Source organism: Streptomyces sp. NPDC048258 (assembly GCF_043201995.1).
GTDB lineage: Bacteria > Actinomycetota > Actinomycetes > Streptomycetales > Streptomycetaceae > Streptomyces.
Genome location: NZ_JBICZH010000001.1, coordinates 598,138 through 619,907 on the forward strand (window position 1 = coordinate 598,138; position 21,770 = coordinate 619,907).

Sequence of the window (21,770 nt, forward strand, 5' to 3'; positions counted from 1 at the left end):
GCGCGGGCCGAGTGGAGAGATGGGACGGGGTGGGATGGAAGACATGGGGCCCTCGGGGCCGAAGCACGTGGGGCCGTTCGACGTGCTCGGAGTGCTGGGGCAGGGCGGCATGGGGCGGGTGCTGCTGGCGGCCGGGCCGGACGGGCGCCTCGTCGCCGTAAAGCAGGTGCTCGCGCACTTCGCCGACGACGAGGGCTTCCGGGCCCGCTTCCGGCGCGAGGTCACCGCCTCGCGCAAGGTGTCGGGCGCCTACACAGCGGCGGTGATCGACGCCGACGCGGACGCCCCGACGCCCTGGCTCGCCTCGGTGTTCGTGGCCGGGCCGTCCATGGGCGCCGTCGTCGAGGCGGTCGGGGTGCTGCCGGAGGACGTCGTACGACGCCTCGCGGCCGGGTTGGCCTCGGCCCTGGCGGAGATCCACCGGGCCGGGCTGGTGCACCGGGACCTCAAGCCCGACAACGTGCTGCTCGCCGAGGACGGCGTACGGGTCATCGACCTGGGCATCGCGCGGGCGACGGAGTCGGGGGCCGAGGGCGACACCGGGCTGACGCGGACGGGCTGGGTCGTCGGCTCGCCCGCGTACATGTCGCCCGAACAGGCCGAGGGCAAGCCGCTCACCGCTGCCAGCGACGTGTTCTCGCTCGGCTCGGTGCTGGCCATGGCGGTGACCGGCCGCAGCCCGTTCGCCGGATCCTCGACCCTCCAGACGCTCTACGACGTGGTGCACGCCGAGCCCGACCTGAGCGGGGTCCCGGCGGGGCTGCGGGAGGTCGTCGCCGGCTGCCTGGCCAAGGACCCGGCGGCGAGGCCGACCCCGGCGCGGCTGCGGGAGCTGATCGGCCCCGTGCCTCCGGCGGGGCGGCAGTGGCCGTCTGCCGTGTACGGGATGATCGCGGCGCAGCGGGCGGGGATCGACCGGTTGCTGGACGGCGGCCCGGCCGAGCCGTCGGCGTTGCCCGGCCCGACCGTCCCCCCGCGCGTCCCTGCGGCGCCGCTGCCGGGAGCCGGCCCCCGGACCCCCGCGCCTCAAGCGCCGGCGGGGCTGGGGGGTTCGCCTCAAGCGCCGGCGGGGCTGGGGGGTTCGCCTCAAGCGCCGGCGGGGCTGGAGGGTGCGCCTCAAGCGCCGGCGGGGCTGGAGGGTGCGCCTCAAACGCCGGCGGAGCTGGAGGGTGCGCCTCAAGTGCCCGCAGGGCTGGGGGGTGCGCCTCAAGCGCCGGCGGGGCTGGAGGGTGCGGCTCAAGCGCCGGCGGGGCTGGGAGGTGCGGCTCAAGCTCCCCCGGCTACCGCTGGGAGGGGCCCCCAGGCGGGGCTGGGGGGTGCGGCTCAAGTGCCGGCGGGGTTGGAGGGTGCGGCTCAAGCGCCGGCGGGGCTGGGAGGTGCGGCTCAAGCGCCGGCGGGGCTGGGAGGTGCGCCTCAAGCTCCCCCGGCTACCGCTGGGAGGGGCCCCCAGGCGGGGCTGGGGGGTGCGCCTCGAACGCCGGCGGGGCTGGAGGGTGCGGCTCAAGCGCCGGTGGGGCTGGGGGGTGCCGCTGGGAGGGGCCGGCCCGGCGACCCCCAGGCGGGGCTGGACGGGCCCCGCAGCCCGTGGCGGGCTCCGCAGCGGATCGCGGCCCTGGCGGCGGCCGGTCTCCTCGTCGCGGCCGGTACCGGGGTCGCGCTGTACGTACGGGACCGGGACCGGGGCGTGGCTCCCGTCGCCTACACGGCCGTCCCGAGCTGTCAGGTGGCGCACAAGGAACTGCCGCTGGTGGGGGAGCAGTCGACCTTCGACACCTGGTCCGAGACGGCCGAGGGTGCGCAGTCGGGCTGCAACTGGGACGGGCGCCGCAACTCCGCGTCGCCGGCCGCGATGGTCCGGTGGGACCTCAGCCTCGGCGGGAGCGCGACGGCCAACGCGGCCACCCGGCAGGACCGTTTCCACTTGGATGCGGCCGGTCAGCGCGATGCGCCCCGGCTCGGGTTCGCCACCGAGGCCTACTGGGGCACCCCCAATACCGACTGGACCTGTGTCCTCGCCGTCCGCGAGGGCAATCTCTCCGTCTGGGTGGGCCTCCAGGCGAAGCCGTACACCAAGGGCGACTGCGAGACGAAGGCGAAGGAGGTGGCCCGCGCCGCACTGAAGGCCGCGTCCCGCTGATCCGGCACCGCCCGCCGAAGAACACGGCTATCTGACCTTCCGTCAGATTGGAACGTGTTCTAGTCTGCCGCGCATGGGCATCGGAATCACGCAAGAGCAGCGGGAGTTGGCCGAGGCGGTGCGCGGGTGGGTGGCGCGGGCCGTGCCGCCCGAGGAGGTGCGCAAGCTCCTCGACACCCCGCCGCAGACCGGGGCGCGGCCGGCCTACTGGGACGCGATGACCGCGCAAGCACTGCTGGAGCCGCACCTGGAGGGCGGCACCCTGCTCGACCTCGCCGTGGTGGTCGAGGAGGCCGCGCGGGCCGCTCTGCCCGGGGCCTTCCTGCCGAGCGCGCTGGCCTCCGTCCTGCTGGACCGGGCCGGGGCCGAGCCGCTCTCCGGCCGGGTCGGGGCCGTCGCGCTCGGCCCGGGGACCCTGACCGCCGTCGCCGTCGAGGGCGGCGGGCACCTGCTCGACGGGCTCGCGCCCCCGGTGCTCGGCGCCGGCGAGGCCGACCTCGTCCTGCTCGCCGCCGAAGCCGCGCACGGCACCCGCTGGTTCGCCGTGGACGCCGCCGCGCTGGACATCCGTACGCACGAGAGCGCCGACCCGACCCGCCCCACCGCCGAGGTGCGGGCGCGCGGGGTCACGGTCCCGCCCGGCCGGCTGCTGGAACTGGACGCGGCCCTGGTCCGCGACCTGGCCTGCACCCTGTTCGCCGCCGACGCCTGCGGCACCGCCGCCTGGGCGCTGCACACGGCCGCCGAGTACGCGAAGGTGCGCGAGCAGTTCGGCCGGCCCATCGGGCGGTTCCAGGGCGTCAAGCACCTGTGCGCGGACATGCTGGTGCGCCTCGAGCAGGCCCGGGCACTGGCCTGGGACGCGGCCCAGGCGATGGACGAACCGGCGGAAGTGCGGTCGCTGGTCGCCGCCCTGGCGGCCGGGAGCGCGCTCGACGCCTCGTACTCCTGCGCCAAGGACTGCATCCAGGTGCTCGGAGGCATCGGTTTCACCTGGGAGCACGACGCCCACATCCACCTGCGGCGGGCCCTGGTCGCCCGCCAGCTGCTGGGACCCGGGGACGGGCACCGGGTACGGGCCGTACGGCTCGCGGCGGCGGCGGGGGCGCGGCGGGAGCTCCGGCTGGAACTCCCGACCGGGGCCGAGACGTACCGCGCGAAGGCCCGTACCGCCATCGAGGACGCGCGCGGCCTCGACCCGGTGGCCGCTCGCCGGATCCTGGCGCCCACCGGCTACGCGGCCCCGTACCTCCCGCCCCCGTACGGCCTCGGCGCGGGCCCCGTCGAGCAGCTCGTCGTGCAGCAGGAGCTGCGGGCCGCCGGGGTCAAGATCGCCGACCTGGGCATCGGCACCTGGGTCGTGCCCTCGCTGCTCGCCTACGGGACGGACGCGCAGCGGGAGGCCTACGTCCTGCCGACCCTGAGCGGGGACGTCACCTGGTGCCAGCTCTTCTCGGAGCCGGGCGCCGGCTCCGACCTGGCCTCGCTGCGGACGAAGGCCGAGCGGACCGAGGACGGCTCCTGGAGGGTCAACGGACAGAAGGTGTGGACGAGTTCCGCGCACAGCGCCGACTACGGGATCCTGCTGGCCCGTACCGACCCGGACGCGCCCAAGCACAAGGGACTCGGCTACTTCGTCGTCGACATGAGGAACACCCCCGGCATCGACGTCCGGCCGCTGAAGGAGATCACCGGGGAGGCCCTCTTCAACGAGGTCTGGTTCGAAGACGTGCTGCTCCCGGCGGACGCGCTGGTCGGCGCCGCCGACGGCGGGTGGAAGGTCGCCCGGAACACCCTCGGCAACGAGCGGGTCCACATGGCCGACCAGATGGGCTTCGACACCGAGCTCGAAGACCTCCTCACCCGCTCCGCCGGCTTCGACGGGACGTACAGGGCTCGGATCGGCGCGCTGGCCGCCGAGGCGCACGCCCTGGCCTGCATCGGGCTGCGCACCACGCTCCAGCAGGTGTCGGGGCTGGAGCCGGGCGCGGGCGCGTCCGTACGCAAACTCGTCCAGACCCCGCACCAGCAGCGGACCGCCGAGCTCGCGCTCGAACTGCTGGGTCCGGCGGGCGCGGTACGGGAGGGGGCGGGGGAGCGGGCGGTGCACGGGATGCTCATGTCCCGCTGCCTGACCATCGCCGGGGGCACCACGCAGGTCCAGCTCAATGTCGTCGCCGAGCGGATCCTCGGCCTTCCCAGGGACTGAAGGGGCAACAGGGACATGAAGTCGTACATCGTGGGCGTCGGCATGACGAAGTTCGAGAAGCCGGAGTCGAGGGACTGGCAGTACTGGGACATGGCGAAGGAGGCCGGGTCCGCGGCGCTGGCGGACGCGGGGGTGGGGTACGACCTGGTCGAGCAGGTGCCGGTGGGGTACTGCTTCCAGGCCTCCACGGCCGGTCAGCGGGCGGCGTACGAGCTGGGTCTGTCCGGGGTGCCGGTCTACAACGTGAACAACAACTGCGCGACGGGCTCGACGGCGCTGATGATGGCGCGGCAGTTCGTGGAGGGGGGCATCAGCGACTGCGTGCTGGCGCTGGGCTTCGAGAAGATGAAGCGCGGGGCGTTGGGGGGCGGGGCGGACGGGGGCGACTTCAAGACGTCGCCGGTCGCCCGGCACTACGGGATCATGGCCGCCGGGCACGGCTTCGAGATGTCCCCGCCGACCGCGCAGATCTTCGGGAACGCGGCGCGGGAGCACATGGAGCGGTACGGGACCACGGCCGCGCAGCTGGCGGCGGTCGGCGCGAAGAACCACCGGCACTCGGCGAACAACCCGAACGCGCAGTTCCAGGACGTGTACTCGGTGGAGGAGATCCTGGCGGCGAAGGAGATCCACTCGCCGCTGACGAAGCTCCAGTGCTCGCCGACCTCGGACGGGGCGGCGGCCGCGGTGGTGGTCTCGGAGCGGTTCGTCGTGCGGCACGGGCTGCACGACAAGGCGGTGGAGATCGTCGCCCAGTCGATGACCACGGACACGGAGGCCTCGTTCTCGTCGGGCTCGTGCATCGACGTGGTCGGCAAGCCGATGACGGCGGCGGCGGCGCGGCAGGTGTACGAGGCGTCCGGGCTCGGCATCGAGGACGTCGACGTGATCGAGCTGCACGACTGCTTCTCGGTGAACGAGCTGCTGACGTACGAGGCGTTGGGGATGTGTGCGGACGGGGCCTCCGGGAAGCTGGTGGAGTCGGGCGCGACCACGTACGGCGGGCGGTGGGTGGTCAACCCCTCCGGGGGCCTGATCTCGAAGGGCCACCCGCTCGGTGCCACCGGGCTGGCGCAGGCCGCGGAGCTGGTCTGGCAGCTCCGCGCCGAGGCGGGCCCCCGCCAGGTCCCGGGGGCCCGGGTCGCCCTGGCCCACAACATCGGCCTGGGCGGCGCGGCGGTGGTCACGCTGCTGCGGAAGTAGCCGCCCGGCGGGTCCGCCGCTACCAGGGCGCCGCCCCGGACCCCGCCGGGCGCTGCCCGGACCCGCGCCTCGAACGCCGGCGAGGCTGAAAGAGCGGGGCTCCGCGCCTCAAACGCAGGCGGGGATGGGAACGCACTCTCGGTCCCAGGAGCGGAGCGTTAGGCTCCGCTCCCGTGAGCGAGATACACGAGGCGTCCTTCAGCGCCACCGGCAGCCCGACCAGGGACGAGTACGACGAGGCCGCCAAGGCGGCGGGGCTGTTCCGGCGGGGCCGGGCGGTGGCCGCCCTCAGTACGGTCTTCCTCGCCGCGGCGAGCGTGGCGCCGTCCCCCGACGGTCTCACCGTGCGCCCCGTCTCCCTCGGGATCGCGGTGGCGTACGGCCTCGTCGTGCTGCTGGTCCTGCCGCGGTGGGTGGTGGCCCGGGGCTTCCGCACCGGCAGGGCTTCCGAGGAGAAGCGGGTCGTGGTGGACGGTACGGGCATCGAGGTGTTCCGCGGCGGGGAGTCGCAGCGGATCGTGTGGGACGAGGTGCGCTGGTACCACGAGACGCCCCGGCTGCACGTGTTCGTGGGCCGCTCGCGCCGCCGGACGTGTCTCGTGGTGCTGCCCAAGAGGCTGTTCGCCGCCCCGGGCGAGAGCGACCTCCTCGCCGTCTTCGCGCACGCGCGCGCCGGCGACCGCTCGTAACGCCTCGGCCCGGCCCGGCCCGGCCCGGTCAGAGCTTCTCGATGTCCTTGTGCACCACGTCGGAGCCGGGGTGGTCGGCGGTCAGGCGCACCTTGAGCGGGTGGCCGGCCGGCGCCTTGATGATCCGGTCGGGGTTCTCCCCCAGGCCGGTGCCGTGGCAGGAGGGCTCGCTGGTCAGGTTGGTCCAGCCGTTCACGTCGTGCGGGTCGTTCCACGACACCCAGGCGCAGTCGCGCTCGCCGCTGACGATGCTCACCGAGATGATCCTGACCGAGTTCACCTCGCCGTCGACGCGCTCGTAGAGCACCGTCCCGGTGTTGTGGTGGAGGCCCTTGCCGGCCTCCAGGTCGACCCTGAGGACCGGGCCGGCCGGGGTGTCGGCGGTGGCCGGGGCCGCGCCCCCGGCGAGGGTCGCGACCACGAGCGCGGCGGTGGCGGACAGGGCTGATATGCGCATGGTTTCCGTCTCCACGAAGCTAGGTTGAGGGGGTCTCATCCTGGTCCAGTAGGTGGACGCGCGCTGCGGCGGAATCCGTCAATCGCTGGCCGGGATCGAACGGTTGAGCCCATGGCGGGCCGGCCCGTGCCCCGCGGGGCCTTCCCCCCACCCCGCCCCTTCCCGAGACCGGCGCTCCGCCCCGGACTCCGCGCCCCCAACGCCGGCGGGGCTGGAACCGGCGGTCCGCAGTTCGAGAGGCGTGGGAGCCGCGAAAGGATTCACCGGGGTTCACCCCAGGGCCGGGTCCACCACCGTTTCGCCCATCGAGGCGCGGCGGATCGCGTCCGCCAGGTCCTCGACCGGGCCGTCGCGCAGGATCAGCCCCGCCGCGCCCGCCGCGAGCACCGCGGCCCGCAGGCCCGGGTGCGCCGAACCCGTCAGGACCAGGACCCGGCACTCCGGATCCTCCGCCAGCAGCCCCGGCACGGCACCGGCGTCCTCCACCAGGGCCACCGTCGGGCGGGCCATGAGGTCCCGTACGACCTCGATGTCCTGCTGGAGGCCGAGCTGGAGCGCCAGGGCCGGGTTCGGGGGATCCAGCAGGACGCGCAGCGCACGGGCCTGGCGGTGTTCAACGGGCATTTCGTCCACCCGGAAAGCCTATCTGACGCGAAGTCAGGAGACTGTCCGCGAGTCCCCCCGTGAGTCTTCCCAACTACCGGGGTGTGCGTTATACATTCCCTCACCGGGCGGGCTAGAACGCGTTCTAGAACCAGCCGGCCCCGCATACGACCTCGGTGCGGCCGACGGTGCGGACGGCCGCACCGAGGTCTTCCACGGCCCCAGTTCTTCAACGACAGGGAGCAGCACCCTCATGCCGATCGATGCCGCCAGGGCCCTCGCCGCCGACCCCCGCCAGGGGGACATCGGCTGGGACCACAAGGACATCCAGCTCTACCACCTCGGCCTCGGCGCCGGCATCCCCGCCACCGACCCCGACGAGCTGCGCTACACCCTGGAGTCCAAGCTCCACGTCCTCCCCAGCTTCGCGACCGTCGCCGGCGCCGGCATGGCCATGCTGGGCGGCCTCTCCGCGCCCGGGATCGACGTCAACCTCGCCGCCGTCCTGCACGGCGGCCACTCCATCGAGCTGCACCGGCCCATCCCCGTCAAGGGCCGGGCCACCTCCAGCTCCAAGGTCGCCGCCGTCTACGACAAGGGCAAGGCGGCCGTCATCGTGCTGCGCTCCGAGGTCGCGGACGCCGACGGCCCGCTGTGGACCAGCGACGCGCAGATCTTCGTACGGGGAGAGGGCGGATTCGGCGGTGACCGCGGCCCCTCCGTCAGGGAGGAGCTGCCCGAACGCGCGCCCGACCGTACCGAGGAGCGGCACATCCGCGAGGAGCTGGGGCTCCTCTACCGCCTCTCCGGCGACTGGAACCCCCTGCACGCCGACCCCGAGTTCGCCAAGCTGGCCGGCTTCGACAAGCCGATCCTGCACGGCCTGTGCTCGTACGGGGTGACCCTCAAGGCCGTCGTCGACACGGCCCTCGGCGGGGACGTGTCCCGGGTCCGTGCCTACCGCACGCGCTTCGCCGGGATCGTCTTCCCCGGCGAGACGCTGCGCATCCGGATGTGGCAGGAGCCCGGCCGCGTCCTGGTGTCGGTGACCGCCGTCGAACGGGACGACGCGCCGGTCCTCGCCGACACCGTCGTCGAACACGCGTAATCCAAGACCGGACTGAAGGAGCCGCACCGTGCGCGCAGCACTGCAGAGCGAGATCGGCCAGGACAAGCTCGAAGTGGTCGACGACATGGAGGCCGTGGGCCTCGGCCCCGGCAAGGTGAAGATCCGGATCAAGGCCACCGGCCTGTGCCACTCGGACCTCTCCGCGATGAGCGGCGTCCTGCCGCAGCCCGCCCCCTTCATCCCGGGCCACGAGGGCTCCGGAGTGATCTCCGACGTGGGCGACGGGGTGACCAGCCACAAGGTGGGCGACCGGGTCCTCGTCTGCTGGCTGCCGCCGTGCGGCCACTGTCCGTCCTGCAAGCGCGGCCAGGGCCACCTGTGCCTGGAGAGCCTGGTCAACGCCGGCACCCCCAACTTCCGCCGCGCGGGCGGTGACATCTTCGGCTTCGCCGCCACCGGCACCTTCGCCGAGGAACTCGTGGTCGACGCCAAGTGCGCCGTCCCGATCCCCGACGACGTGCCCTTCGACATCGCCGCGCTCATCGGCTGCGGCGTCACCACCGGCCTCGGCGCCGCCATCAACACCGCCAAGGTGGAGGCCGGGTCCTCGGTCGCCGTCATCGGCTGCGGCGGCGTCGGCATATCCGTCATCCAGGGCGCCAAGGTCCAGGGCGCGGCGCAGATCATCGCCGTCGACCCGGTGGAGTCGCGGCGCGAGGCCGCCCTGCGGTTCGGCGCCTCCGAGGCGGTCGCCCCGGACGCCTTCGACGACGCCAAGAACCGCATCACCGGCGGCGAGGGCTTCGACTACGTCTTCGAGGTCGTCGGCAAGTCCGCCACCGCGCAGACCGCGTACAAGATGACCCGGCGCGGCGGCAGCGTGGTCATCGTCGGCGCGGGAGCCATGGACGACACCTTCCAGATCGACATGTTCTCGCTCTTCTTCGACGAGAAGAAGATCCTGCCCTCGATGTACGGCGGCGGGGACGTGCTCCGCTCCTACGAGCGCACCATCGCGCTGTGGCGGGCCGGCCGGGTCGACCTGGCGGGCCTGATCACGCACCGCGTGCAGCTCGCCGAGATCAACGACGCCCTCGACCAGATGCGCACGGGCGTGGCCCTGCGCACCTGCATCGAACTCTGACGCCCCGTCGACCAGCTCTGAGAGGAACCGTACGGATGTCACTGCCACTTGAGGGACTCTCCGCCATCGTCACGGGCGCGGGCCGCGGGCTCGGCCGGGCCGAGGCGATCGAGCTCGCACGGCTCGGCGCGAGCGTGGTCGTCAACGACTTCGGGCAGCCCGGCCGGGACGGCTCCGGGGAGGCCTCGGCCGCCCCGGCGGAGGAGGTGGCCGAGGAGATCCGTGCCGCGGGCGGGCAGGCGGTCGCGCACCTGGGCGACGTGGCCGACTTCGAGCAGGCGCGCGAGCTGGTCGACCTGGCGGTGAGCAGCTTCGGCAAGCTCGACGTCCTGGTCAACAACGCCGGCATCCTGCGCGACCGGATGGTCTTCTCGATGTCCGAGGCGGAGTGGGACTCGGTGATCCGGGTCCACCTCAAGGGCCACTTCAACACCACGCACTTCGCGGCCGTCCACTGGCGCGAGCGCTCGAAGGCGGCGGGCGGCCCGGTCTACGGCCGGATCGTCAACACCTCCTCCGAGGCCTTCCTCGGCGGCTCGGCCGGCCAGCCGAACTACGCGGCGGCCAAGGGCGGCATCGTGGGCCTGACCACGTCCACCGCCCTGGCCCTCGCCAAGTACGGGGTGACGGCCAACGCCATCTGCCCGCGCGCCCGCACCCGGATGACCGAGGACGTCTTCGCCGGCTTCCAGGTCCCGGAGGAGGGCAAGCTGGACGCCCTCGCCCCCGAGCACGTCTCCCCGCTCGTCGGCTACCTGGCCTCACCGGCCGCCGCGAAGGCCAACGGGCAGCTGTTCGTCGTGCACGGCGGGATCGTGGTCGTGATGGAACGGCCGAAGGTGGCGGCGAAGTTCGACACGACCAAGGAGGCCTTCTCGTACGAGGAGCTCGACGAGGTACTCACCCCGCACTACGACTCCCGCCCGGCGAACGAGACCTTCGCCGCGACGGAGGTCCTGGGCCTCAAGCACGGCTGATACGGCGGGTACTTCCGGTCGGCGGGCCCGGGTCGCGCACCCGGACCCGGGCCCGGGCCCGCCGCCACCGCCCTGCTCAGCCGGCCGGCAGGAAGCCCGGCGGCCCGTGCGGATCGGCCGGCTCCCGGTGGTAAGTCGTCATCGCCCGTGCCTGTCACAGCGGGGCCTGCTGGAGCGGGATCGGGCGCGTCGGGGCCGGCGGGACGGGGTCCAGGCGGACCGGTGGGGGAGGGGAGACCGGCAGGGTCATCCCGACGATCCCGCAGGGGACTTCGGGGGTCGCGTACGGGAGGTGCAGGCGGCCCTGCGGACTCCACAGGCCCGTCCCGCCCAGCCAGCCCGCCGGGGCCCCGAGCCGGAAGACGTGCCGGTCGGCGGGGCGCCACAGACCGATGCTCTCCCAGCTGCCGCCGGGGCCGCCTCCACCCCCGGGCAGCCGCAGGGCCACCCCGCAGGTCTCGGGCATCAGGGCCTGGCCCGGCTGCACGGCGAACGGGTGCGCGTCCCCCAGCCGCAGACACTCCGGGAAGCGGACCGGCAGGGAACTGCCCAGCACCCCCCAGCCCAGGCGGTGTTCGCCCGGCGCGTCGGAGCGGAGCAGCAGCAGCCCGCTGTCCGGGTCGGCCAGCAGCAGCCGGTCGTCGCTGGTCTCGGTGATCTGCAGCAGCGGGGAGACCTCGCCGCCCCGCCCGAGGTCCACGGCGACGGCCTTGGTGGTGCCCTCCAGCTCGCGGTCCAGGGCCAGCAGCCGGCCCACGCGGTCCAGCCAGACTCCGCCGGAGCACCGGCCGGGGATCCGGGCGACCTGCTCCGGCCCGAAGCCGCCGCCGGCCACCCGCCAGACCGTGGTTCCGGCGTCGGTCACGGCCAGGGCGAAGGCGCCGCGCCCGTCCGGGGAGGGGGGCAGCAGGCGGACCCGTACGTCCTCCCCTTGCTCCGGCCCCACCGCGCCCAGCTGGAGCTCCCCGGTGCGCGGCCCGGCCGCGGCGCCCGTCGGGTACAGCAGCGCGAAGGCGTGCCGCTCCGCCACCCGCCGGTGGATCAGCACCCGCCCGTCGGCCAGCGGCAGCAGCTCGCTGTCGGCCTCCTCGGGCTGCGCGAGCGGCAGCGGCACCACGTACGGTTCGGGCCCGGCCAGGGTCCAGCGCTCCGCGTAGAGCGCCTCGCCGTCCCCTGCGAGCCGGGCGGCGTACGACCCGTCCGCGGCGATCGTGAAGGGGGCCGTGGTCTTCATCTCGATGGCACAGACAGTCATCCGTGCGTCACCTCCGGTGGCGAAGCTAGTTTTCGCACTTCCTGCCGAACAGAGCGACCAACCCCGCTTCACACATACGGGTGGCCGCGCGGCAATTCGTCTGTGGTGGAGGAGGCGATTGTGCTGTGCGATATCAGGGCGTTTGGGGTGGGGAGCCGGTTGGGCACCCACGGGAAGCAGCCGCCGGGGCGGCGGGGGTCGCTCGCGGGGCCGTCGCGGGGCCGTCGCGGGGACGGGGCCGGGGCCGGTCGGGGCCGGTCGAGGCCGGTCCTGGCGGGGACGGCCGCCCCGGACGGTAGCCTTGGCCCGTGCCCCGTCTCTCTGAAGTCATCGCCGCGCTGGACGCTCTCTGGCCCCCCTCGCGGGCCGAGCAGTGGGATGCCGTCGGCACCGTCTGCGGCGACCCCGAAGCCGAGGTCTCCCGGGTGCTGTTCGCCGTGGACCCCGTACAGGAGATCGCCGACGAGGCGGTGAAGCTGGGCGCCGACCTGATCGTCACCCACCACCCCCTCTACCTGCGCGGCACCACCACCGTCGAGGCCGGCACCTTCAAGGGCCGCGTCGTGCACACGCTGATCAAGAACGACATCGCGCTGCACGTCGCCCACACCAACGCCGACACCGCCGATCCCGGAGTCTCCGACGCCCTCGCGGCCGCCCTGGACCTGCGGATCACCGGCCCGCTGGTGCCCGACGCCACCGACCCGACCGGCCGCCGCGGCCTGGGCCGGATCTGCGAACTGGACCACCCCGAGCCCCTGCGCGAATTCGCCGCCCGCGCCGCCGCCTGGCTGCCGGCGACCGCCCAGGGCATCCGGGTCGCCGGCGACCCGGACGCGCTGATCCGCCGCGTCGCCGTCAGCGGCGGCTCCGGCGACAGCCTCTTCGAGCAGGCCCGGGCGGCGGGCGTGGACGTCTTCCTGACCGCCGACCTGCGCCACCACCCGGTGTCCGAGGCCCGCGAGCAGAGCCCGCTCGCCCTCGTCGACGCCGCCCACTGGGCCACCGAGTGGCCCTGGTGCGAGCAGGCCGCCGCGCAGCTCGACGCGATCTCCGAGCGCCACGGCTGGGGTCTGCGTACCCATGTCTCGCGCACGGTCACCGACCCGTGGACGGCGCACGCGCCGTCCGTCACACCCACCTCTATCTCTGGAGCCCCCAACTGAACGCCGAGCCCGCCGACCAGATCCGACTTCTCGACGTCCAGGCCCTGGACGTCCGGCTGTCTCAGCTCACCCACAAGCGCAAGTCGCTGCCCGAGCACGCCGAGGTCGACTCGCTGACCAAGGACCTCACCCAGCAGCGCGACCTGCTCGTCGCCGCCCAGACGCAGGCCAGCGACGCCGCCCGTGAGCAGACCAAGGCCGAGCAGGACGTGGACCAGGTGCGCCAGCGCGCGGCCCGCGACCAGCAGCGCCTGGACTCCGGCGTGGGCATCTCGGCCCGGGACCTGGCGAACCTGCAGAGCGAGGTCGTCTCCCTGGCCAAGCGGCAGGGCGACCTGGAGGACGTGGTCCTCGAGGTCATGGAGCGCCTGGAGGCCGCGCAGGAGCGGGTCACCGAGCTCACCGACCGCGTCTCCGGCCTGGAGACCAAGCTGGCGGACGCCATCGCGCGCCGTGACGCCGCCACCGGCGAACTCGACGCCGAGGCCGCCAAGATCGCCAAGGACCGCGAGGTCATCGTCGCGTCCATGCCGGCCGACCTGATGGCGCTGTACGAGAAGATCCGCGCCAAGCAGGGCGGTGTCGGCGCCGCGCGCCTGTACCAGCGCCGCTGCGAGGGCTGCCGCCTGGAGCTCGACATGGCCGAGGTCAACGAGATCAAGGCCGCGGCCCGCGACCAGATCGTGCGCCACGAGAACTGCGGCCGCATCCTGGTCCGTACGGCCGACTCGGGCATCTGATGCAGAGGCCTGTCGGGTTCGTCGTGGAGGCGGACGGCGGCTCCCGGGGCAACCCGGGGCCCGCCGGCTACGGCGCGGTCGTCCTCGACCCGGCGACGGGCGAAACGCTGGCCGAGCGCGCGGAGTACATCGGCGTCGCGACGAACAACGTGGCGGAGTACAAGGGCCTGATCGCCGGGCTCAAGGCGGCGCGTGAACTGGCGCCGGACGCACAGGTCCTGGTCCGGATGGACTCCAAGCTGGTCGTCGAGCAGATGTCCGGCCGCTGGAAGATCAAGCACCCGGACATGAAGCCGCTCGCGGCGGAAGCGGCGACGATCCTGCCCCGCTCCCAGGTGAAGTACGAGTGGATCCCGCGCGAGCGGAACAAGCACGCGGACCGGCTCGCCAACGAGGCCATGGACGCGGGCAAGCGCGGCAAGCAGTGGGAGCCGTCGGCCTCCACGGCCGCCCTCGACCACGGTGCGGCCCGCGCCCTCGCGACTCCGGCGCCGTCCGGCCCCCCCGGGGACGCGGCGGCGGGTGCCGCGGCCGTCCGCGCCGCCCTTGCCTCTGGCGGGAGTACGAGGACCAGCGCCTCCACCGACACGCTGTTCGCGGAGCCGGGCCGCGTCCCGGCCCCGACGGCGGGCTCCGGTACGGCCGCAGCGGCCCCCGCAGGGGGCAGGGGCTGGGGCCCCGACATGGGCACCCCCGCCACCTTCGTGCTGCTGCGCCACGGCGAGACCGCCCTCACCCCGCAGAAGCGCTTCTCCGGGAGCGGCGGCACCGACCCCGAGCTGTCACCGGCCGGGCGGCGCCAGGCCTCGGCCGTGGCCGAGGCGCTCGCCGCGCGCGGCACCGTGCAGACGGTCATCAGCTCCCCCCTGCGCCGCTGCCGCGAGACCGCGCAGGCCGTCGCCGACCGCCTCGGCCTCGACGTGACCGTCGAAGAGGGCCTGCGCGAGGTGGACTTCGGCGCCTGGGAGGGCCTGACCTTCGCCGAGGTGCGCGAGCGGTTCCCCGACGACCTCCAGGCGTGGCTGGACTCCCCGAAGGCCGCCCCCACGGGCGGCGGCGAGAGCTTCATGGCCGCCACCCGCCGGATCTCGGCGACCCGCGACCGGCTGCTCACCGCGCACGCGGGCCGTACGGTGCTGCTGGTCACCCACGTGACCCCGGTCAAGATCCTGGTCCGCCTCGCCCTGGGTGCCCCGCCGGAATCCCTGTTCCGCATGGAGCTCTCGGCGGCCTCCCTGTCGGCGGTGGCCTACTACGCCGACGGCAACGCGTCGGTACGGCTGCTGAACGACACGTCCCACCTGCGGTAGCCCCCGTCAGGGGGCGGTCTTGAAGGGGCCGAGGGCCTCCATGGCCCGGTCGAGGGCGCGGACCATGTTCCGCGCCTCGGCCCGGGCGGACTGGACGGCGCCGCCCGCCTGCCGTGCGTACGGGCGGGGCGGCTTCCCGTCCGGTGCGGCCCAGTCGCCGTCGTCACGCCGTCCGATGTGGACCTCCAGATGGCGCAACGCGTCTTCGAGATGGTGGGCGAGTTCGCGCAGGCTGCCGGTCACGGCGGCGATCTCGGCGGGGGTCGCGTAGGCGTGGCGGGGGTCGGTGGTCGCTTCGGCGAGGTCGCGTATGTGCGCGGCGGCAGCGGCCGCGCGGGCAGGGTGATCGGTCATGTGGCCGAGAGTGCCGCATCGGCCGGACCGCCGATAGGCGTGTGCACGAGCCCGTTGTCGCCCGCCGGTGGAGCCCGGGCCGGGGCGGGCCGCTGCTGAGCGGGGCCCGGGGGCCCACTGCCCCGAACGGGAGTGGAAAGGCAGACGAGCCGGCCTGTACGCCGGGTTCTGTCACCCGGTGACCTCGCGGTCGCCGGGGAGACGGCCATCCATCTAGGACCGGCGTTGCCGCCGGCCTCGTGCGGTCTACCCGCGAACTCGGGCGAGCAGCCCTCAATCGTCCGCGCAGACCCGTCCGAAGACGGATCCTCTTGACCTTGCTCCGGGTGGGGTTTACCTAGCCGCCTGAGTCACCTCAGGCGCTGGTGGTCTCTTACACCACCGTTTCACCCTTACCGAGGACCGAAGCCCCCGGCGGTCTGTTTTCTGTGGCACTGTCCCGCGGGTCACCCCGGGTGGGCGTTACCCACCACCCTGCCCTGTGGAGCCCGGACGTTCCTCGGCGGGATCCGGAGATCCCGACGCGGCCGCCCGGCCGACTCGTCTGCCGTGGCGACCATGTTACCGGCTGTGCCGTCGCGGCTTGACCTTGACGCAGCGGCAGGGTTTCTACTGGGGCCATGCGGATCGGAGAGATCGCCGCGTTGGTCGGGGTCACCACCCGGGCGATCCGGCACTACCACCATGTCGGGCTGCTCCCGGAGCCGGAGCGGCGACCCAACGGCTATCGGGCGTACAGCGTCCGCGACGCCGTCCTGCTGGCCCGGGTACGCCGGCTCACCGAGCTCGGGCTGAGCCTGGACGAGGTGCGCGACGTCCTCGCGGACGACGCCGGGCGCGAACTGGCCGACGTACTCGAAGAGCTCGACGCCGACCTGGCCCGCCAGGAGGCCGAGATCGGCGAGCGCCGGCGACGGCTCGCGGCGCTGCTGGCCGCGGCGCCCGGGGAGGGCGAGCCGCTCTCGCCCGCGCTCGCCGCGCTGCTGGCGAAGGCGCCCCCGACGGACTCGCCGGCCGCGGCCATGGACCGCGAGCACCTGACGCTGCTCGACGCCTCGGGCGCCGACGGCGAGGAGCTCTACGCGGCGCTCGGGCCACTGGCCGCCGATCCCGCGGTGCTGGCCCTCTACGAGCGCCTCGACGATCTCGCGGACGCCGCCACGGACGACCCGCGGATCCCGGCCCTGGCCGCGGAACTGGTCGCGGCCGTCCCCGACGAGGTGTTCGCCGCGATCCCCGCCGAGGGGGCGGTCGTGGCCGGGTTCAAGGAGGCGCTGCTCGCCGAGTACACCCCGGCGCAGGCGGAAGTCGTACTCCGGGTCATGGAGGCATTCATGGAGAGGGGCCGGGGATGAGCGGGGTACGGATGGCACGGGCGGCGGCGGTCGCCGTCATACCAGGGGAGCTGGTGCTGGTGGTCTGCCTGGCCGCCGGGGTGCGGCTTCCCGGCTGGGCACTCGCGGCCGCCGAGGTGCTGGTGCTCGCCGTGTTCGCGCTGGAGCTGTGGGTGCTGCGCTCCCTGTACGCCGCCGCGCGCGCGGACGGCGCCGGGCCCCGCGCCGCCTGGCGGGCGGCCGTACACGCCGTGGTCCCCGTCCAGGTGCGGCGGCTGTTGCGGCACGAGCTGCGGGCCGCCGCCGCGCTCGGCCGGTGGGTACTGCGCAAGAAGTACGGGGTTCAGGCCGGGGATCACGCGGCCGCGTACACGGGACCGCAGACGGCCATGATGTACGGGATGGTCTTCGTGTCGGTGGTCGAGACGGTCTGCCTGGCCCTCCTCATCCCCTGGCCCGCCGTCCACCGGGTGGTCCTCGTCCTCGACGTGTACGGGATCCTGATCGTGCTGGCCCTGCACGCCGCCTGCGTCACCCGGCCGCACGTGGTCCGGCCGGACGGCTCGCTGCTGATCCGCTACGGGGCCCTCTTCGACCTCGCCGTCCCGGCGGACGCGGTGGCCTCGGTGCGGGTCGACCGGCGCTACCCCGAGGGACGGCTGGTCAAGGTGTCCGAGGACGGGGTGCTCGACCTGATCGTGGGCAGTCAGACCTCGGTGACCGTGGAGCTGACCCGTCCGCTCTCCTTCACCCGCCCGCTCGGCGCCCGGGGAGAGGCGCGGACCGTCCGCTTCCACGCGGACGACCCGCGCGCGCTGGTCACCGCCCTCAGGCAGCCCGCGTGATCAGCCCGTGTGATCAGCCCGGGCCGGCCCGCGCGGGAGCGGGCCGGGCAGGTCACGCCGGGGCGAACAGGACCTTCGCCGTGCCCGGGTCCGCCTCCGCCAGGCGGACCCGCAGGCGCTCGCCGAGCGGCAGCTCCCGCGAGGGGGACACGACGCGGCCCACCACCGCCGGGTCCGTCAGGTGGACCGTGCCCACCAGCGGCTCCCGGTCGTCGACGTCGATCACGGTCGCCTCGAAGATCTCCCCGACCCGGTCCTTGAGCAGCGCGGCCTCGACGAGGTCCACGCACTCCCGCTCGGCCGTGTTGGCGAGCCGGGTGCCGTCCGCCATCTCCTTGGGGAGCGCGTCCAGCGCCGCCACCGCCCACCGCGGCGGCTCGGCCCCGGCCACCGCCGCCACGCAGAGCTCGCCCGCGTACCGGTCGGCCAGCCGGCGCAGCGGCGCCGTGCAGTGGGCGTACGGGGCCGCGACCGCCGCGTGGATCGCCGGGTCCGGGCTCTCGCCGCCGGTGAAGGCCGTGTAGCCCGCGCCGCGCAGCAGGGCGGTGCACTCCTGGAGGAAGGCCGCGTGGTCGGGGCGGTGCGGGTCGAGGGAGCGCACGAGTTCGGCGTACGGAACGTGGTGCGGCCAGTCGATCCGCAGGGCCTTCGCCGCCCGCCGGAGCCTGCCGACGGCGCCGTCGGGCGCGGTGGGCAGGGTGCGCAGGATGCCGGTACCGGCGGCCAGCATCAGGTCGGCGGCGGCGATTCCGGTCATGAGGGAGATCTGGGCGTTCCAGCCGTCCGCGGGGAGCGGGGCGCGGTAGGTCAGGGTGTACGAGCCCCCGTCCGCGACGATCTCCTGCTCGGGCACGTTCAGCGAGATGCCGCCGCGTTCCACTTCGAGGGCCTCGCGGAGCAGGCCGATGTCCTTGAGGAGGGCGAGGGACTCCTCCGCCGTGCCGGTGTCGATGGCCTTCTGGACGCCGTCGTAGTCCAGTCTGGCCCGGCTGCGCACGAGGGCGCGGTGGACATCGGTGGTCTCCACGCGGCCCTCGGCGTCGAGGTCGAGGCGCCACAGCAGCGCGGGGCGGGTCTGGTCGGGCAGCAGGCTGGCAGCGCCCTCCGAGAGCACGGCCGGGTGCAGCGGGACCTTCCCGTCGGGGAAGTAGAGGGTGCTGACGCGGCGGTGGGCCTCGGCGTCCAGCGGGCTGCCCGGGGTGACGAAGGCGGCGACGTCGGCGATGGCGTAGTGGACGCGGAAGCCGCCGGCGGGCCGTCTCGCCAGGTGCATGGCCTGGTCGAGGTCGACGGAGGCCGGGGGGTCGATCGTGAAGAAGGGGATGTCGGTGGCGTCCGTCTCGGGCAGGCGGGGCTCCCGGGCCGCCCGCCCGGCCTCGGCGAGCACCTCGGCCGGGAACTCCTCCGGCACGTCGAGCTTCGTCCGCAGTTCACGCAGCGCGGCCCGCAGGGCAGCCCCGTCTGCGCCGGTCATGTGCATAGGACGGCGTGGCATGGATCGAGCCTATGGGCGGCGGGCCCGGACGGCATGGCGAGCCGTCTACCCTGGCTGCGGGGCCGCATCCCCTGCGCCGTGTCGTACTGAAGGAGAACCACCGTGCTCGTGCTGCTGCCGCCGTCCGAAGGAAAGGCCGCCGGCGGCTCCGGCGCACCGCTGAAGCCGGAGGCGCTGTCGCTGCCGGAGCTGGCTCCGGCCCGGGCGGCCGTCCTGGACGAGCTGGTCGAGCTGTGCGCCGCCGACGAAGCCAAGGCGCGCGAGGTGCTGGGCCTGAGCGAGGGGCTGCGGGGCGAGGTCGCGAAGAACGTGGAGCTGCGCTCGGCGGCGGCCCGGCCGGCCGGGGAGATCTACACCGGTGTGCTGTACGACGCCCTGGGGCTGGCCGATCTGACACCGGCCGCGCGCCGGCTGGCGGAGGACGCGCTGCTCGTCTTCTCGGGGCTGTGGGGCGCGGTGCGGATCACCGACCGGATCCCGTCGTACCGCTGCTCGATGGGCGTGAAGCTGCCGGGGTGCGGGGCGCTGGGTGCGTACTGGCGGGGGCCGATGGCGGATGCGCTGCCGGCTGTCGCCGGGGACGGGCTGGTGCTGGACCTGCGGTCGGCGGCGTACGGCTCCGCCTGGAAGCCGAAGGGGGAGGTGGCGGGGCGGACGGCCACCGTGCGGGTGCTGCACTCCCAGGTGGTGGACGGGGTGGAGAAGCGGTCCGTGGTGAGCCACTTCAACAAGGCGACGAAGGGTCGCCTGGTCCGGGACCTGCTGCGCTCGGGCTCCGCCCCGGGCTCGCCGGCCGAACTGGTCACGGCCCTCCGGGACCTGGGCTACGCGGTCGAGGCCGAGGCCCCTGCGAAGCCCGCGAAGCCTTGGTCCCTCGACGTGGTCGTCACCCAGATCCACCACTGACCCGCCGCTGCTGGGGCTCCGCCCGCGCCTCAATCGCAGGCGGGGCTGAACAGTGCGGCGCCGCTGCCGGGTGCTCCGCCCCCGGACCCCCGCGCCTCAATCGCCGGCGGGGCTGGATCTGGCGGAGCTGCGTTCGTATGGGCGGCCCAGCGGGCTCGACTGCGCGCAGCGCAATGTCAGGCTCGCCAAGCAGACGGCGTCGGCCAAAACCAGCCCCGCCGGCGTTTGAGGCGCGGGGTCTGGGGCGGAGCCCCAGGAAGCCCGGGCGGAGCCCGGGGGCGCTTGCGCAGCGGCGCCGCACCCGACGGGCTCGGGCGCAGCCCGGGGCTAGCGGCCCAGGGGCCAGGCGACCGCCGCCGGGGTCTGGGGGGAGGTGCCCGCGTACGTGGCGCAGGCGTCCGTCAGGGTTTCCAGGAGGGTGAGGGGGTCCGGGAGGGGGTGTTCCATGCCGCGGAGCCAGGTGACCGCCTGGTCACCGGGGAGGGCCGCCGGGGGGACCAGGACGTAGCTGCCGCGGCAGTGCCACCGCAGGCCCGGGTGTTCGTCCATGGTCTCGGGGTGGCAGTCCAGTTCGCAGGGCCACCACTCGTCCTCGTCCTCGGGGGTCCCGCGGGTGGCGGTGAAGAAGAGCATCCGGGCCTGCTCGCCCGTGCCGCCCGACTCGGCGACCGGGCCGACCTCGATGCCCGCCTCCAGCAGGCGGGCGAGTGCGCCGGTGCCGGCTTCCAGCGGGACGTCGAGCACGTCGTGGACCATGCCGGTCGCGGTGATGAAGTTGGCCTGGGGCTGGTTGCGCGCCCACCGCTCGACCTGTGCGCGGTCGGTGGTCGACTGGGTCTGCCAGGCGAAGGAGAGGGGGTGCCGTGCGGGCGTCGGACAGCCGATCCGGTCGCACGAACATCGGTAACCGGCGGGATGGGCGGCGGGGGCGAGCGGCAGACCGGCCGCGGCGACGGCCAGGAGCAGCGCCTCGCGCTCCCGTCCGGGGTCCTCGGCGATGGGTTTCGGCCGCCGGCGCAGCCACTGGGAAATCCTGCTCTGCTCGCCGCGTTTGACGCGGCCGGACTCAGACCCCATCTATCCCCTCACCTCACCGTATCCCCGGCGGACCTTCACATGCTCCCACCATCCTGCGCCCCAGGTGACCGGTCTTGGTGACCGGGGGGTTGGGGATGGGTAACCGGAGACCCCTACATAACCATAAAAATCGGGCATATGTTCTTGATCGGTCCTCGGTTGCCCGGCGGTTAACGGGCGGTGACGTTGGACACCCCGCCCAGCACCCGGTCCACCAGGGCGTCGGTGTAGGCGTGCGTCAGCGGCGCCGTCCGCAGCAGCCACCGGTACGTCAGCGGCCCCAGCAGCATCTCCACCGTCAGTCGCAGGTCCGTGTCGGGCGCGAGCTGCCCGGCCTCCCGGGCCGTGCGCAACCGCGCCTCGTACAGGGCGAGCTGCGGCTCCAGCAGCTGCTCGGTGAAACGGGCGCCGAGCTCGGGGTCGGTCGCCCCGGCCGCCGTCAGGGCGCGCGCGGGGGCCTCGTACTTCTCGTCGAGCAGCTCGTCCACCGTCGCCCTCAGCACGTACTTCAGGTCGGCCGCGAGGTCACCGGTGTCCGGGAAGCCGGCCCACTCGGCCGCCGTCTCCGCGTCCCCGGCGAGCGCCAGCGAGGCGTCCAGCAGCACGGCGGCCTTCGACGGCCACCAGCGGTAGATGGTCTGCTTGCCGACCCCCGCGCGGGCAGCGATGGCCTCGATGGTCAGCTTGTTGTAGCCGACCTCCCCGACCAGGGCGAGTGCCGCGTCGAGGATGGCCCGCCGGGAGCGGTCGCTGCGGCGGCTGGCGTCAGGGGTTTTCGTCATGTCCTGAAACTACCAACC

General features: G+C 74.1%; 20 protein-coding genes and 1 other RNA gene. 13 read left to right on the top strand and 8 right to left on the bottom strand.

Annotation, left to right across the window (positions count from 1 at the left end; all coding sequences use genetic code 11):
- Positions 1-34 precede the first annotated feature (34 nt).
- The 4 genes from ACGFYQ_RS02835 (at position 35) to ACGFYQ_RS02850 (ending at position 6,238) form a co-directional block, all read left to right on the top strand.
- Positions 35-2,137, top strand: a complete 2,103-nt coding sequence (locus tag ACGFYQ_RS02835; protein WP_393739200.1) for a protein kinase — start codon at positions 35-37, stop codon at positions 2,135-2,137.
- Between the two features lie 73 nt (positions 2,138-2,210).
- On the top strand, positions 2,211-4,346 hold the full coding sequence (locus ACGFYQ_RS02840; protein ID WP_393739202.1) for an acyl-CoA dehydrogenase: 2,136 nt from the start codon (positions 2,211-2,213) through the stop codon (positions 4,344-4,346).
- Between the two features lie 15 nt (positions 4,347-4,361).
- The gene (locus ACGFYQ_RS02845) at positions 4,362-5,549 is read left to right on the top strand and encodes a lipid-transfer protein (protein WP_393739204.1); all 1,188 of its coding nucleotides are present in this window, start codon (positions 4,362-4,364) and stop codon (positions 5,547-5,549) included.
- A gap of 173 nt (positions 5,550-5,722) precedes the next feature.
- A complete protein-coding gene (locus ACGFYQ_RS02850) occupies positions 5,723-6,238 on the top strand; it encodes a hypothetical protein (protein WP_393739206.1) in 516 nt (171 codons plus the stop codon).
- Between the two features lie 28 nt (positions 6,239-6,266).
- On the opposite strand, the gene ACGFYQ_RS02855 is transcribed toward ACGFYQ_RS02850, so the two are convergent.
- The gene (locus ACGFYQ_RS02855; protein ID WP_393739208.1) at positions 6,267-6,695 is read right to left on the bottom strand and encodes a hypothetical protein; all 429 of its coding nucleotides are present in this window, start codon (positions 6,693-6,695) and stop codon (positions 6,267-6,269) included.
- Between the two features lie 270 nt (positions 6,696-6,965).
- Positions 6,966-7,319 carry a DNA-binding response regulator gene (locus tag ACGFYQ_RS02860; protein ID WP_393739715.1) on the bottom strand — a complete coding sequence of 118 codons (354 nt, stop codon included), beginning with the start codon at positions 7,317-7,319 and terminating at the stop codon, positions 6,966-6,968.
- A 232-nt stretch (positions 7,320-7,551) separates the two neighbouring features.
- Here ACGFYQ_RS02860 and ACGFYQ_RS02865 point away from each other — a divergent pair, with 232 nt between their 5' ends.
- From ACGFYQ_RS02865 to ACGFYQ_RS02875, 3 genes are read left to right on the top strand one after another with little or no spacing between them, the layout of a single operon-like run.
- Positions 7,552-8,406, top strand: coding sequence for a MaoC/PaaZ C-terminal domain-containing protein (locus ACGFYQ_RS02865; RefSeq protein WP_393739210.1), 855 nt, complete (start codon positions 7,552-7,554; stop codon positions 8,404-8,406).
- Positions 8,407-8,434: 28 nt separating this feature from the next.
- Positions 8,435-9,511: a Zn-dependent alcohol dehydrogenase gene (locus ACGFYQ_RS02870; RefSeq protein WP_393739212.1), complete on the top strand. Its 1,077-nt coding sequence runs from the start codon at positions 8,435-8,437 to the stop codon at positions 9,509-9,511.
- 35 nt (positions 9,512-9,546) lie between these two features.
- The gene (locus tag ACGFYQ_RS02875; protein WP_393739214.1) at positions 9,547-10,488 is read left to right on the top strand and encodes a 3-oxoacyl-ACP reductase; all 942 of its coding nucleotides are present in this window, start codon (positions 9,547-9,549) and stop codon (positions 10,486-10,488) included.
- Between the two features lie 154 nt (positions 10,489-10,642).
- On the opposite strand, the gene ACGFYQ_RS02880 is transcribed toward ACGFYQ_RS02875, so the two are convergent.
- Complete coding sequence (locus tag ACGFYQ_RS02880; protein WP_393739216.1) at positions 10,643-11,743, bottom strand: hypothetical protein; 1,101 nt, start codon at positions 11,741-11,743, stop codon at positions 10,643-10,645.
- Positions 11,744-12,051: 308 nt separating this feature from the next.
- Here ACGFYQ_RS02880 and ACGFYQ_RS02885 point away from each other — a divergent pair, with 308 nt between their 5' ends.
- The 3 genes from ACGFYQ_RS02885 to ACGFYQ_RS02895 are packed head-to-tail and all read left to right on the top strand — an operon-like array spanning position 12,052 to position 14,959.
- Complete coding sequence (locus ACGFYQ_RS02885; protein ID WP_393739218.1) at positions 12,052-12,909, top strand: Nif3-like dinuclear metal center hexameric protein; 858 nt, start codon at positions 12,052-12,054, stop codon at positions 12,907-12,909.
- Positions 12,906-13,649 carry a zinc ribbon domain-containing protein gene (locus ACGFYQ_RS02890; protein ID WP_393739717.1) on the top strand — a complete coding sequence of 248 codons (744 nt, stop codon included), beginning with the start codon at positions 12,906-12,908 and terminating at the stop codon, positions 13,647-13,649. Before ACGFYQ_RS02885 ends, ACGFYQ_RS02890 begins: the two co-directional genes overlap by 4 nt.
- Positions 13,649-14,959, top strand: a complete 1,311-nt coding sequence (locus ACGFYQ_RS02895) for a bifunctional RNase H/acid phosphatase (protein ID WP_393739220.1) — start codon at positions 13,649-13,651, stop codon at positions 14,957-14,959. The genes ACGFYQ_RS02890 and ACGFYQ_RS02895 overlap by 1 nt, the downstream gene beginning before the upstream one ends.
- Positions 14,960-14,965: 6 nt before the next feature.
- On the opposite strand, the gene ACGFYQ_RS02900 is transcribed toward ACGFYQ_RS02895, so the two are convergent.
- Both ACGFYQ_RS02900 and rnpB read right to left on the bottom strand, forming a co-directional pair.
- Positions 14,966-15,313 carry a hypothetical protein gene (locus ACGFYQ_RS02900; protein WP_393739222.1) on the bottom strand — a complete coding sequence of 116 codons (348 nt, stop codon included), beginning with the start codon at positions 15,311-15,313 and terminating at the stop codon, positions 14,966-14,968.
- A gap of 141 nt (positions 15,314-15,454) precedes the next feature.
- Positions 15,455-15,856: RNase P RNA component class A (gene rnpB, locus ACGFYQ_RS02905), an RNA gene on the bottom strand.
- Between the two features lie 77 nt (positions 15,857-15,933).
- Here rnpB and ACGFYQ_RS02910 point away from each other — a divergent pair.
- Both ACGFYQ_RS02910 and ACGFYQ_RS02915 read left to right on the top strand, forming a co-directional pair.
- The gene (locus ACGFYQ_RS02910) at positions 15,934-16,668 is read left to right on the top strand and encodes a MerR family transcriptional regulator (protein WP_393739224.1); all 735 of its coding nucleotides are present in this window, start codon (positions 15,934-15,936) and stop codon (positions 16,666-16,668) included.
- A complete protein-coding gene (locus ACGFYQ_RS02915; RefSeq protein ID WP_393739226.1) occupies positions 16,665-17,492 on the top strand; it encodes a hypothetical protein in 828 nt (275 codons plus the stop codon). The genes ACGFYQ_RS02910 and ACGFYQ_RS02915 overlap by 4 nt, the downstream gene beginning before the upstream one ends.
- Positions 17,493-17,544: 52 nt before the next feature.
- Here the strand turns inward: ACGFYQ_RS02915 and ACGFYQ_RS02920 are convergent, their stop codons facing one another.
- On the bottom strand, positions 17,545-18,987 hold the full coding sequence (locus ACGFYQ_RS02920; RefSeq protein ID WP_393739228.1) for an RNB domain-containing ribonuclease: 1,443 nt from the start codon (positions 18,985-18,987) through the stop codon (positions 17,545-17,547).
- Positions 18,988-19,089: 102 nt separating this feature from the next.
- On the opposite strand from ACGFYQ_RS02920, the gene yaaA reads away from it, so the two are divergent.
- Entirely contained in the window at positions 19,090-19,893 is an 804-nt protein-coding gene (gene yaaA, locus ACGFYQ_RS02925; RefSeq protein ID WP_393739230.1) for a peroxide stress protein YaaA, read from the top strand.
- 327 nt (positions 19,894-20,220) lie between these two features.
- On the opposite strand, the gene ACGFYQ_RS02930 is transcribed toward yaaA, so the two are convergent.
- Both ACGFYQ_RS02930 and ACGFYQ_RS02935 read right to left on the bottom strand, forming a co-directional pair.
- The gene (locus ACGFYQ_RS02930) at positions 20,221-20,970 is read right to left on the bottom strand and encodes a bifunctional DNA primase/polymerase (RefSeq protein WP_393739232.1); all 750 of its coding nucleotides are present in this window, start codon (positions 20,968-20,970) and stop codon (positions 20,221-20,223) included.
- A 170-nt stretch (positions 20,971-21,140) separates the two neighbouring features.
- Positions 21,141-21,752 carry a TetR/AcrR family transcriptional regulator gene (locus ACGFYQ_RS02935; protein WP_393739234.1) on the bottom strand — a complete coding sequence of 204 codons (612 nt, stop codon included), beginning with the start codon at positions 21,750-21,752 and terminating at the stop codon, positions 21,141-21,143.
- Positions 21,753-21,770: the final 18 nt, after the last annotated feature.